The following is a 13511-nucleotide window of genomic DNA, read 5'->3' as shown; positions in this document are numbered from 1 at the left end:
TTCTAAATTATTTGATCAAATCAGCACGTCCCTGAACCTCAGTCAATACTTGCTTAGCAATAGCTGAAGAAACCTGAGCGTAGTGTGAGAACTGCATTGAAGAAGTCGCACGGCCTGAAGTTATTGTACGCAAAGCAGTAACATAACCGAATGTTTCAGCCAATGGAACTTTTGCTTTTACAATACGGGCTCCTGTACGGCTAGACTCCATACCTTCCACCTGGCCACGACGTTTGTTCAAGTCACCAATTACATCACCCATGCTTTCTTCCGGAGTAACAACCTCCATCTGCATGATCGGTTCCATCAAAGCAGGACCTGCCTTTTCAGAAGCACTCTTGAATGCCTGAATAGCACATATTTCGAATGACAACTGGTCAGAGTCTACCGGGTGGAAAGAACCATCGATCAAAGTAACTTTCAGTTTATCCAACGGATAACCGGCCAAGATACCGTTCTTCATAGCCTTTTCAAAACCTTTCTGAACAGACGGGATAAATTCCTTAGGAATGTTACCACCCTTCACTTCGTCGATAAACTGCAGTGTACCGTCAAAGTTTTCGTCGGCAGGTTCGATACGAACAATAATATCCGCAAACTTACCACGACCACCGGACTGCTTCTTATAAACTTCACGAAGTTCAACAGATTTGGTAATTGCTTCTTTATATGTAACCTGAGGTTTACCCTGATTACATTCAACCTTGAATTCACGACGCAGACGGTCGATGATGATATCCAAGTGAAGCTCACCCATACCGCTAATTACAGTCTGGCCTGTTTCTTCGTTAGTCTGAACACGGAATGTAGGATCTTCTTCTGACAATTTAGCCAAGCCCATACCCAACTTATCCAAGTCTTTCTGAGTTTTAGGCTCTACTGCGATACCGATAACCGGTTCCGGGAATTCCATAGATTCAAGTGTGATAGGATGAGCTTCGTCACAAAGTGTATCACCTGTACGAATATCCTTAAATCCAACACCGGCACCTATATCACCACAACCGATAGCTTCCATCGGGTTCTGTTTGTTTGAATGCATCTGGAACAAACGAGAAATACGTTCTTTCTTATCTGAACGAGAGTTGTAAACATAAGAACCAGCCAACAAAGAACCTGAATAAACACGGAAGAAGCACAAACGACCTACATACGGGTCTGTTGCGATCTTAAACGCAAGAGCTGTCAACGGTTCTTCGAACAACGGCTTGCGAGTAATCACCTTTTCCGGATCTCTAGGATCAGTACCTTCAATAGCTTCTGTATCTGCAGGACTAGGCAAATATGCACAAACGGCATCAAGCAAAGTCTGAACACCTTTGTTTTTAAAAGAAGAACCGCAAATCATAGGGTTGATCTGCATTGCCAATGTACCTTTACGGATCGCTGTTTTGATTTCATCTTCTGTAATTGTAGAAGGATCATCAAAATATTTTTCCATCAAAGCATCATCGCATTCAGCCAGAACTTCAAGCATTTTATCTCTCCATTCTTCAGCTTCTGCCAACAAGTCGGCAGGAATTTCTTCTGTTGTATATTCAGCACCCATCGTTTCATCATGCCAGAAGATAGCTTTCATTTTCACAAGGTCAACAACACCTTTGAATTTCTCTTCTGCTCCGATAGGAATCTGAACCGGACAAGGATTAGCACCCAGTACATCTTTAACCTGACGAACAACTTCAAAGAAGTTTGCGCCGGAACGGTCCATTTTATTAACGTAACCGATTCTAGGTACATTATATTTATCAGCTTGACGCCATACAGTTTCAGACTGAGGTTCTACACCACCTACAGCACAGAAAGCCGCAACGGCACCATCCAAGATACGCAATGAACGTTCTACCTCAACAGTAAAGTCCACGTGCCCCGGAGTGTCAATCAAGTTAATTTTATACTTATTATCATAATAATTCCAGAATGTAGTAGTAGCAGCAGAGGTAATTGTAATACCACGTTCCTGTTCCTGCTCCATCCAGTCCATAGTAGCAGCACCGTCATGAACTTCACCAATCTTGTGAGTCAGACCCGTGTAGAAAAGGATACGCTCAGAAGTCGTAGTCTTTCCCGCATCGATGTGCGCCATGATACCGATGTTTCTGGTATATTTTAACTGTTCGTCAGCTTTTGTTGCCATCTTATTTAATTTCTCCTTAATTTGCTAATTAAAATCTGAAGTGAGCGAACGCACGGTTAGCTTCAGCCATACGGTGCATATCTTCTTTTCTTTTGAATGCGCCACCCTGGTTATTGAAAGCATCTACAATCTCTGCAGACAACTTATCAGCCATAGTTTTACCACCTCTCTTACGAGAGAAGATAATAAGATTCTTCATTGAAATTGATTCTTTACGATCCGGGCGGATTTCAGTAGGGACTTGGAATGTTGCTCCACCGACACGGCGAGATTTAACCTCTACCTGAGGAGTAATATTGTCGAGCGCAGCTTTCCAAATTTCAAGAGCAGACTTTTCTTCGTTAGGCAGTTTGGCCTTTACGTTTTCCAACGCTGAATAGAAAATCTCGAAGGCAGTATTTTTCTTGCCATCATACATTAAATGGTTAACGAATCTCGTAACCTTTACATCACCGAAAACAGGATCCGGCAGGATCTGTCTTTTCTTTGGTTTTGCTTTTCTCATTTTGTTTCAAAAATTTCGATCTTGTTTTTGGTTGCCTTTCATATCGTCTTCAACGGTTCCGCCGAACCATTTACTCAACCTAGCCTATCCAAATAACTAAACCAGCTTTAATACTTAAATTTTAATTCTCTGATTGAAAAGGTTTTTTACTTCTTACCTTTTGCAGGTGCTGCACCGGCTTTCGGACGTTTAGCTCCGTATTTAGAACGACGTTGTGTACGGCCGTTTACACCAGCAGTATCCAAGGTTCCGCGTACAATATGGTAACGTACACCAGGAAGGTCTTTTACACGACCACCACGCACCAACACGATTGAGTGTTCCTGCAAGTTGTGTCCTTCTCCCGGAATGTAAGAGTTTACTTCTTTACCATTTGTCAAACGAACTCTCGCTACTTTACGCATTGCAGAGTTAGGTTTTTTCGGTGTTGTTGTGTAAACACGTACGCAAACGCCACGTCTTTGAGGACATGCATCCAATGCGGGTGATTTACCCTTTACCACCAAAGTTTCCCTTCCTTTTCTAACTAATTGCTGAATTGTAGGCATTTCTTTTCTTTTTTAAACTTTGAATGTGTTATTATTTAATTATCTCTTTTTCAAATTTCGAGCTGCAAAGTTACATATTTAAATTCGGACTATCAACAAGTTGCCGCACTTTTTCCATATAATTTGCGCTAAAAACGGTGCAAAGTTACATATTTGTTCCCGTTCCACAAGGCAAGGCGTTTGTCTATTTATATATAATTAACAATTCAATGAGGTTATAACGAAGATATCCGTACGAATAAGAATAGTATGATGATACGTTCATGAATAAACAAGAAAGCAGGACAACCTTTTTTATTAATAAGTTTAAACCGAGTCTACCTCTTTTATTAATAAGACAAAATATAGTCAACTGAAAACGTGAACAGACACCCTGCGTCAAAGGGATGCGGATAACGCATTTGTTTCATGCCGGTGGAACAAATGTTTCAAGCTGAAGGAACAAGTGTTTCATCCCGATGGAACAAAAGTTTCAAGCCCATGAAACTAAATGGAACATTTGATAAAACGAAGAATCACACCTTTTTCCGGCATATACTGCTAATACAGGTTACTTTGGAAGGTAAGGGGAAGGAAAAGAAATAATTAAGGCATTGGAATAAAACCTTCGGCACGTACTACCCAACTGCCATCCTTCGGGAAACCCGGGGTTGGTGAGGTTGCTCCATCCCACCCTCCTGCCATCATGGCAATAGCCGTCAGCAAGGCGCCGTTAGAAGGGAAATATGGAAATGGACCTCCGGTTGCCAGTCCATGCTCGTCAAATTGGAAACCCAGCGAAGGATGCAACAGATAATTCAAAGCCTGATAAGGCATTCCACTGCGAGCTGCCGCCATTGCCAGCATGGGGAAATCCCATCCCCACGTCCAGTTAAAGTTCCAACAGTTTGCAACTTTATTCAATGTACGTATAAAGGTTTCTTTATCCACTCCATCGCCCGGCAGCATGCCATATACACCAGTCAAGGCCGGATGCTCGAACGTATAATTTGTCCACATATTTTCGATGCCTTCATAGGTAACATACACAGAATATTCAACCGGAAGCGGTGCCAGTTTTTCCCGCACTTCCTTCCATTTCCGATCAACCGGAAGAGATAGACGGGAGGCCCATTCTTCGGCCGTTCGCAAGCCGAAACGCCAGTATGATAACTCGAAAGCCGGATTCGTTGTTTTGCCCGGGTCTGTATTTTCCGATACTATATAAACGGGAGGCCCTAACACATAGGCATTTTTAGTTGAATCATAAAAAGCATAGTTTGCCATAAAGTCGGCTGTTGCAAAAACAATATCTTTCCATTTCTCCAACGTCTCCTTAGTTGGATGCAAGCGGTAATCCAGTTCGGCAAAATAGATAGGATGCGGCTGTTGCCAGATAAGAGTAGCATGGATGATATGAGGCCATTCGCGGTCGAAGTCGGCCGTACACTTTGGCCAGCGAGCACCTTTATATCCTTGCCGTTCCGCTCTCTTGAAAGCAGTAGGCAAGAACTCCTTATAAACAGCAAGGCTCTTCTCCCATAACGGCCACCTGTTCCATAGGGCATAATGCACACCATGCCACCAGATCATCTCGAAATGGAAGCGTCCATACCAGCCATTATTCACCAAACCGCTTTCCTGAGGAGGCAAAGAGCCGGCTTCGTTAACACGCATTAAATATTGGGATAAAACGATGCGGCGTTCCAGTTCATTCCAACGGGGATCGGTACTTTCCGACAAATCAATTGCCGCTCCCGACTGCCAGAATGCTTCCCATCCTTTAGCACTTTCCAAAAACACCTCTTCTGCATCCGGTAAAGAATTTACAGGCGATTGAGAGAAAAGACAGGTAAAGGCCAAACGATCCGTATTTTCAGGTATCAATTCATAATGGTGAAGAGAATCTATGGAGACAAAACGGGCAGGCGTGGCCCAAGACAAAGCCGTTTTATATTGCGTATCATCCATCCGGCGATCAATAGAAGCAAATGAATTTGTAGACTTTGTAACTTTAGACTGGTGTGCCTCCGGTAACGCGTAAGTTCCTACATAATCAGTCATCTGCCCTTTATCCGGATAAGGAAAATCCAAGAACAAGGCAATCTGCCCTTTCCTGAGAAGTGGGCTTTCTATAGCAACACCTATGGCATCTAATACAGGATGGCAGGCAGTCTTAACGATAACAGAATCACCATCCAATATAAAACGGCTTGTAATAATACCTTTCCACAGGTCAACTTCCTGACGTGCTCCTGTCAAGTCATCAGGAGTAGCAATTGTTCCATCCGACTTAAGCAGTGTCAATCCTATTCGTCCTAAATTAAACCTGTGGGGGTTTGCAGCCAGCCAATCGGATAATTCAGGATTATTCGTATCCGGCAAATCATATAAAACAGGCCTTCCATGTGTTAGCCAGGGAGTCGGTTTAAAATCTTCTGCCTTCTGTCCTTGTGGTAACGGAAAACTGTGCCAGCTCCATTGCGCCATTGTATTGAATGGAACAAACGTCTGCAATCCGGTTATATCCACGCCGAAAGCAAATTCTCCATTCCCAACCTGCGCGGGACTTTTAGTAGATAATTGATTGGTAATTATACGATGACGATCAACAAGAGCTTTGCGATCTATCCGTTCTCTTCCTTCCTCTGCTTTAGAAAAAAAAGAAATACATAAAAACACACTCAAGATTATCCATCCTTTCATAACCGAATTTATTTAAAACGCTTCTCCAGTTCATCGTCTGTCAGTACCGATATAATCGTTTTGCCATCCGGTGTCAAATTCGATTCGGAGCAAGAGAATAAAGAGGCAATCAGATGATCCATTTCCTCCGTAGACAGCGTTTTGCCCGAACGGATAGCGGCGGCTTTTGCCAAAGAGAGTGCAATCGTCTTGCGAATTTCTTCCTGAACGTTTGATCCTATCTCCAATGCCTGACTTACAATATCTCTCAAAAGGGCCAACGAGTCAACATTCTCCAAACCGGAAGGAAGACCGTTTATCGCATAATTATCACTGCCCAGATTGCTCAAATCAAAGCCTATAGCATGCAGGTCGTCCATCAATGACGGCAACACGGTAGCTTCTGATGTAGTAAATTCTATAATTTCGGGGAAAAGGACCTGCTGTGAAGCTCCTTTTTGTTGACTTAAATTCGTCATATATTGATCAAACAATATACGTACATGAGCCCGATGCTGGTCTATCAAAACCAAACCGGACTTCAAAGAAGTCACAATATACCGTCCTTTGTATTGGTAACAAGGATTTGTCACTTCGGTAAAGAATGTATCCGATGCAGACATTTCTTCCGCTCCATTCGCAGGAAGATCATTAAAGACCTGAGGCTCGGTTTGCACCGAAGCTCTCTCAGACTCAAAGCCTTTATATAACTGCGCCCAATCAAACTCCGGCTTCTTATAAGAAGATGACGAGGTTTCAAAAGGATTATAGTTGGAATTTACCTGCACATTAGGAGCTTTATATGTAGGAGTTTCTTTCGTTGGAGTATATACAGGAATATCTATTGCGTCTTCTACATCAAAATCAATGGAAGGAATTGCACTAGACTTCGCCAAAGCCTCGCGAGTTGCAGCCATCAGTATTTGCCAGATGGGCTGTTCATTCTCAAACTTAATCTCTGTCTTTGTAGGATGGATGTTCACATCAATCGAAGCTGGATCTAATGTGAAATAAATAAAGTAATTGGGCATTTCCCCTGCAGGAATCAGCTGTTCATAAGCCTGCATAATCGCTTTATGAAAATAAGGATGCTTCATAAAACGTCCATTCACAAAAAAGAACTGCAAAGCTCCCCGCTTTTTAGCAGAATCGGGACGGCCCACAAAACCGGATATAGTTGCCAACGAACTTTGTGCATCCAAAGAAAGCAACTTTTGGTTTAAAGCCTTTCCATATACATTTATTATACGCTGCCGAAGTCCGGACACGGGCAAGTTGAATATCTCTGTTTCATTATGGTTGAGAGATAAAGCTACTTGCGGATTCACCAAAGCGATCCGTTCAAACTCATTAATTATATTACGAAACTCCGTTTCATTCGATTTCAAAAACTTACGACGTGCAGGAACATTAAAAAAGAGATTTTTTACCGAGAAAATACTTCCTTCATTACAGGCATCCGGCTCTACATCCTGTACATCCGAGCCGGCTATAGTGATACAGGTTCCCAGTTCTGAGCCTCTCAGACGAGTACGCAATTCGATATGGGCAACTGCCGCTATAGACGCAAGGGCTTCGCCGCGGAAGCCCATGGTGTGTAATGAAAACAAATCTTCCGCTGTAGATATCTTAGAGGTCGCATGCCGTTCAAATGCCATACGGGCGTCTGTCTCCGACATCCCTTTTCCGTCGTCAACAACTTGTATCAGGGTTTTACCGGCATCTTTAATATTTACTTGAATATTATTAGCTCCGGCATCTATCGCATTTTCCACCAGTTCCTTCACTACGGAAGCCGGACGCTGGATAACCTCGCCTGCCGCAATCTGATTTGCTATACTGTCGGGTAATAAATGGATTATATCGCTCATTGCCAAAATAAATACCAAAACAAAGCCGCCAAGACGGCTAATGCTACCAATAATTTTGCATTTCTATATCTAAGGCTTCTGGAGTCTTGACCTTTATCACGACTCTTCTTTAAATGAGACGTGCCCTCTATAAAAGTTCCTTTTATCTGAGGTTTGTACTCTTCAAGAGGTTCTTCCATTCCCATCTCATGTTTGATTTTACTCACACGCTCTTGCATTGCCTCTTTATGAGGATCCCAGTAGATGGGCTTATGCTCGAATTGACGCGGTTTGCGTACATTATAAAATGAGAAAAGTGCCATAATACTTAATTACTTTACTATGTTAATGTTGCTAATGTACGAATTTATTGCTTCTCCTCGGTGCATCCTTAACTTTTCTTTTCACAACTTGATAAATATCATCTTTATTCTTTGGACGGATATAGTCAAACCAATAGAAGTCTTTCAAGGTCTTCTGCTCCGGCTTCAAATCCGGGATTGGGGTAAGCGTTCCTTGAGGAGTAGGCCATATTTTCAGCTTTTCCAGTTTATTGTCTTTTACCCATATTGTGAGGAATCCACTCTTCGTCTCATTCATTCCCACCATAGCACCATCATTTTCCAACGGATAAAAGATAGATTCGGCATTTCCCGCAACGTCTATCTGACGCACGGCCTGTCCTTCAAAATAGGCTTTCAAATCATTTCCTTTCAGCTGATTGTAATATGATGTATCCACATATTGAACGGCAAATGCAAATTCTTTCACGTGTGCATGGTCTATCGTACTGTCGTTCATATAGACGAGTATGGTATCACCATATATCTGATATTGCTCATTCCACAAAATAGGCTCGGTATACATATATAATATAGAGTCGCGCGTATTGAATTGCATAGAATCGCAAACCCCTTGCATATCCGTACGATAAAAACGGACACCGTAATAAGCCTTAATATCACGATATAATGAATCTACAGTTTGCATTTTCAAAGTATCAGCATGCAGATAAAGAGTATCCGCTTGAGAATATTCCAAAAAGCGGGCGCTATCTGTTGCAAAAGCAAATTCGGTCTTTTCATTATAGTAACCATATTGGCCTTCCAGTGTAATTTTCTTAACGGTATCCTGCAAACTCATATTACCAAAGACTTCGCCAAAACCGGATTCCTTGTCATAAGCAATAGAGTCTCCGGTTAATATTCTATCTCCCGATACAACTTGGGATCGGTCTAAAAGCAATGAAGTATTACTCATCGTATCATACCAGCCACGAGACGAATAAATAGTGCCACTATCCGATACTATAACCGATGGCCCCAGAATTGTAGCAATCTTTGTCTCCGTATCATAATGCAATGTGTCTGAATATAATGTAAACTGAGGATTTTCCAACCGTACACTATCATTAAAGACAGCCAGTTTTGTAGCGGGAGAGTATTGTCCATAGAAAGATGATAACTGGTTCAAAGAATCGACAATCATACCACCTTCAAAATAATATCCGATATCTGGAATACGCTCATAGTTTAAACTGTCGGTAAACAATGTAACTTGTCCATTTTCCATACGAACATTCTCACGCAGATAAGCGATTTGCGTATTTCCGTTATAGAACAAATAGTTTCCGTATACGAAAAGAGTATCTCCCTGTTCCATCCGGACATTACTGAATGCTTCCAGGGAATTAGTCTGCTCATAGAAATAAGCACTGTCACAATACATATAAGAACTGTCATGCCGGAAACAAACATCACCAACCAGTACCTGGGCGTCAACATTTATGTCCTTATCATAGGATAAAATATTGGCATGTTCCAGAAAAACCTTTGTTATCTTTTGCGGAACGCTATCCTGAGATACAGCAATACTATCCTTTGTCTGCGACAATCCTGAGACAAAAGATAGTATCGAAAATATACCAATTAAAATAAATCTGTTACTTAATTTCATTCTTTAATCCAACCAGGATATTTGAAATCACAATTTCTCCAGCCTTCCGCAATACGGACATAGGTTGTCTTTTGCTTTTTCCGGATCCAGTCATCTAATAGTTCTGCCCGTTTTCTTCCTTCCACAAGAGCCTTCAATGCTTGATAATCATCAGACAGGTTTGCTTTATGCCCTTCTGTACGAGATTTCAACTTTACAATGGCTACCACTTCTTTCTGTTTGTCCGTAATCATCTTGAACGGTTTGGATATCTCCCCAACATTCATGGAATAAACGACTTTTCCAACTTCTTGAGGAAGCTCCTGCATTTCAAATTTAGGTGTACCTACATGATTACCTTCATAATTCTGGTTTACCATCAAACCTTTATTATTCCGGGTATCTTTATCGTAAGATAACCATGTAGCAGCTTCATCAAACGTAAACTTATCCGCCTTCAAATCATTATAAAGAGAATCCATACGGATCATCGCATCATTTAATTCTTTATCAGCCACCTTAGGTCTTAATAAAATATGGCGGCAATTCAAACGGTCGCCACGTTTTTCAATCAATTGAATAATATGATAACCATATTCCGTTTGGACAATCGGAGAAACACGTTTAGGATCATTCAGATTAAATGCAACGTTGGCAAACTCTGGCAGTAATTGAGTCTTGCCCATAAAACCAAGCTCTCCACCCCGTTTTGCAGATTCAGGGTCTTCCGAATATAAGCGAGCCAAAGTAGAAAATTCCATTTTCCCACTTGTTATCTGTTCCGTAAAATCACGTAAGCGCGCTTTGATTGCATCTGTTTCTTCAAAAGGAATCTTAGGCTCAAAAGTAATAATCTGAACTTCTACCGTAGTCGGTATAAAAGGCAAGCTGTCTTTAGACAACTGATTATAATATTTACGTACTTCGGAAGGCGTCAACTTAATTTCACCAATCAATTGATGTTTCATCTGGTCTACAATTTGCTGTTCACGCACCATTTCCTTACGCTCTTCCTTGATCTGGGAAAACTTTTTATTAAAATATTCTTCCAGTTTTTCCCTCGAACCAATTTGATTGATAGCGAAGTTCATCCATTGATCTACCTGCTGAATAATTTGAGATTCACTAACCTCAATACTATCTATCTTCGCCTGGTTCAAATACAATTTTTGTATAGCCATATTCTCAGGAATCACACAATAGGGATCACCCTCCAGACGTTGTCCTTCTTGTTGCAGATACAAACGTTGGGCTTCTATATCCGAACGTAAAATCGCATCATCTCCTACCACCCACACAACTTCATCAATCACATTATCCTGTGCCATTACCACACAAGAACAACAGGCAAGAAAGAATACCGTTAAAATTTTTTTCATCATGTCCATATTTATAATCATTTATCAGGATCAGTATAGAATGTAACATCCCCTCCCCTGATAGCATCGTTATATAATTCGTCTTCAAACTTTTTCAAAAAATCAACCTTTCGCTGATTAATTAGCATTTCTGTAATCTGAGGTGTCGCATAATCATAAGGAGATACACTTCCAACCGGAAGGAATTCCTTAATATTCAACAAATAGCAATAGTTGCTATCAGCCACTTCCACAAACTTATTTGTCTTTAGGAAGTCTGCCGGATCAGAAACATGAACCGGTATATTATCCATTACTTCATCAAAAGCGACCCATTTATCATAGAAATAATCATAAATAGTGGCATTCTGCACACTATACTTTTCTATTTTTTCCAATGCAGCCTCAGATGTGGATTTATACCATCCCTTTACGTCTGAAATGCCTGGCGCATCTACCGGAATTTTCAGAAATAATCCTTTAATAAGACTCTTATCCAGAACAAATTTTTTCTGGTTTTCTTCGTAATAACTCAATTTATCACTTTCCGGGATGTCAGAAGAAAGACGTTCATTCACCAATTTTTCCAAATAACGATAACGCACTAAGGAATTTTTGTATTCTTCAACCAACTTATCTACTTCTGCTTTTTCATCCCCCAAATTACGTAAGGCTACCTGATAAACCAAAGCATCCTTAACCCATTTCTTTACATAGCTTTCTGCCAAAAGTAAACTATCTGCGGATGTTGCGTTCTTAGGAATCAAGTTAACGATTTCCGAACGTTTTAGTATACGATCTTTCACTCTTACCAAAACATCAGCATCATCCATTTGTTGTGTCCTGTTACAAGAACACAGCAAAGATACAAATGCTATAAGAATGAAGCTATATTTCATAGATTTATCTTTTATTTCTTGATATTATTTATCAATTTCCAATTTATAGAGACCGGGTATTTTTGATTTAGTTTCTTTAGCCATTCAGCTTCAAGTGTCTTTTGTTCTTCTGCCGGTTTACTCCAAATTTCACGGTTACTAATTTCAAAAAGCAAAATACCATCTCTATATTCTTGCATTAGATGTTGGAACTCGGGATGCTTTATCGTTAAATTTTCACGTTCTGCTGTTGTTACAATATCACGAACAAAAAGATCAAAGACTTCCTGCATGAAATCACCGGCATATATTTTAGTAGAATACGGACAACGTTGTATATAATAGGCAAATTCACTCTGCGGAAAATCTTTATTATTTACATGGAATAAAGTTTTGTTCATATTTTTCGCCTTTTCATAAAAAGCCGGATCCGTTGGAAAATAGTCATTACATAAAGCCTGTAGTTCTGCGTATGCTTCGGGATAGAAAATATAACCATATTCTTTTTTCATACGATCATCGAAAGCCTTAAACAATTCAAAGTTACGTTCACCTTGTCCCATAACACGCATCATTTTTTTCTTCTCCTTATCAAAAGGAAGGACTTCCGGTTTATCTATAAGTTTTATTATATGATAGCCAAAACGTGTTTTCACCAATTCCGATATTTGTCCGGGAATAGTCAAAGCATATGCCGCTTTTTCAAAAGGATCAATCATCTCGCCAGGACCGATAACAGGTAGGTCTCCTCCTTTTTTTGCAGAAGCCGTATCATCCGAATATTGTTTTGCCAACTCGGCAAAGTCTTCTCCATTCTTCGCTTTCTTATAAACCTCTTCTGCCCGAGCCAAAGCATCAGCTTCCCCATTTATAGTAGAATCTTTGGGGAATGCTATTAAAATATGTGCAACATGAATCTTCCCCGGATTAGGTTTACGACTATGAATTTTTATTAAATGAAATCCCATATTCGTACGCACCGGTTTAGAAACTTCTCCGGTCCGCATGCCATAAGCTGCATATTCAAAAGCTTTTAATGTTTGTAAGGGAAGCAAGCAACGAACATATTCATAATGTACATTATCATTATCCTGTCCGTTAATTTCTTTACCTACAGCATCAAAATCTTCTCCTTTATTAATCCTGTCATATACTTTCATCGCCTTTTCATAAGCATCTATCGTATCTTTAGAAACGACTTTGCCTTTCAAACGAAATAAAATATGACTTAATTCCAACATCTCGCTTCCGCGATCATAGACTTCGCGAGCAGCTGCTTCCTCTGCTTTCTTATCAGACAAATAGCTCGAAATAAGTTGAGTACGATATCCTTCCAATTCTTCTTTAAAAGCATCAGTCTTATCCAAGCCCAATTCTTCTGCTTCGGCTACCTTTAACTTGAAATTCTTAAACAATTCCACATAGGCTTTTAAAGATTTACTATCCGATAAATCAACTTCCTTATTTTTCTCAGCAATAAAAACAAACTCTGAAACAGGAATCTGTTTGCCGGCTATAGTCATCGCCACAGAATCCGTTTTCGTCTCTGCTTTTCCTGTAAAACAAGCCAACACAAAAAATAATACAAGTAACTTTTTCATCAAAAATACTTTTTCCATACCTATGAATTACATTT

General features: G+C 40.3%; 10 protein-coding genes. All 10 read right to left on the bottom strand.

The genetic code is table 11. From position 1 onward, the window contains the following. Positions 1 to 7 precede the first annotated feature (7 nt). The 10 genes from fusA to C1721_RS08185 all read right to left on the bottom strand — a co-directional run bounded on the left by fusA (position 8) and on the right by C1721_RS08185 (position 13494). Positions 8 to 2137, bottom strand: coding sequence for an elongation factor G (fusA, locus tag C1721_RS08230; protein ID WP_102407931.1), 2130 nt, complete (start codon positions 2135 to 2137; stop codon positions 8 to 10). A gap of 28 nt (positions 2138 to 2165) precedes the next feature. Beyond that, entirely contained in the window at positions 2166 to 2642 is a 477-nt protein-coding gene (gene rpsG / locus C1721_RS08225; RefSeq protein WP_102407930.1) for a 30S ribosomal protein S7, read from the bottom strand. A gap of 146 nt (positions 2643 to 2788) precedes the next feature. Next, positions 2789 to 3190: a 30S ribosomal protein S12 gene (gene rpsL, locus C1721_RS08220; RefSeq protein WP_009859549.1), complete on the bottom strand. Its 402-nt coding sequence runs from the start codon at positions 3188 to 3190 to the stop codon at positions 2789 to 2791. A gap of 585 nt (positions 3191 to 3775) precedes the next feature. After that, a complete protein-coding gene (locus tag C1721_RS08215) occupies positions 3776 to 5875 on the bottom strand; it encodes a hypothetical protein (protein WP_102407929.1) in 2100 nt (699 codons plus the stop codon). Positions 5876 to 5883: 8 nt separating this feature from the next. Continuing rightward, positions 5884 to 7725, bottom strand: coding sequence for a DNA mismatch repair endonuclease MutL (gene mutL, locus C1721_RS08210; RefSeq protein WP_102407928.1), 1842 nt, complete (start codon positions 7723 to 7725; stop codon positions 5884 to 5886). Beyond that, positions 7722 to 8027 (bottom strand): hypothetical protein, encoded by a 306-nt coding sequence (locus tag C1721_RS08205; RefSeq protein WP_102407927.1) that lies wholly within the window; start codon positions 8025 to 8027, stop codon positions 7722 to 7724. The genes mutL and C1721_RS08205 overlap by 4 nt, the downstream gene beginning before the upstream one ends. A 31-nt stretch (positions 8028 to 8058) precedes the next feature. Continuing rightward, positions 8059 to 9660: an OstA-like protein gene (locus tag C1721_RS08200; protein ID WP_102407926.1), complete on the bottom strand. Its 1602-nt coding sequence runs from the start codon at positions 9658 to 9660 to the stop codon at positions 8059 to 8061. Continuing rightward, a complete protein-coding gene (locus tag C1721_RS08195) occupies positions 9657 to 11021 on the bottom strand; it encodes a peptidylprolyl isomerase (protein ID WP_102409340.1) in 1365 nt (454 codons plus the stop codon). The genes C1721_RS08200 and C1721_RS08195 overlap by 4 nt, the downstream gene beginning before the upstream one ends. Before the next feature lie 14 nt (positions 11022 to 11035). Then, positions 11036 to 11896, bottom strand: a complete 861-nt coding sequence (locus C1721_RS08190) for a hypothetical protein (RefSeq protein ID WP_102407925.1) — start codon at positions 11894 to 11896, stop codon at positions 11036 to 11038. Between the two features lie 11 nt (positions 11897 to 11907). After that, entirely contained in the window at positions 11908 to 13494 is a 1587-nt protein-coding gene (locus C1721_RS08185; protein ID WP_102407924.1) for a peptidylprolyl isomerase, read from the bottom strand. Positions 13495 to 13511 lie beyond the last annotated feature (17 nt).

Origin of the sequence: Parabacteroides bouchesdurhonensis (assembly GCF_900186615.1) — a bacterium.
In the GTDB taxonomy this organism is placed as follows: domain Bacteria; phylum Bacteroidota; class Bacteroidia; order Bacteroidales; family Tannerellaceae; genus Parabacteroides; species Parabacteroides bouchesdurhonensis.
Note: the sequence above shows the minus strand (reverse complement) of the source record. Positions and strands in the feature narration are given on the sequence as shown.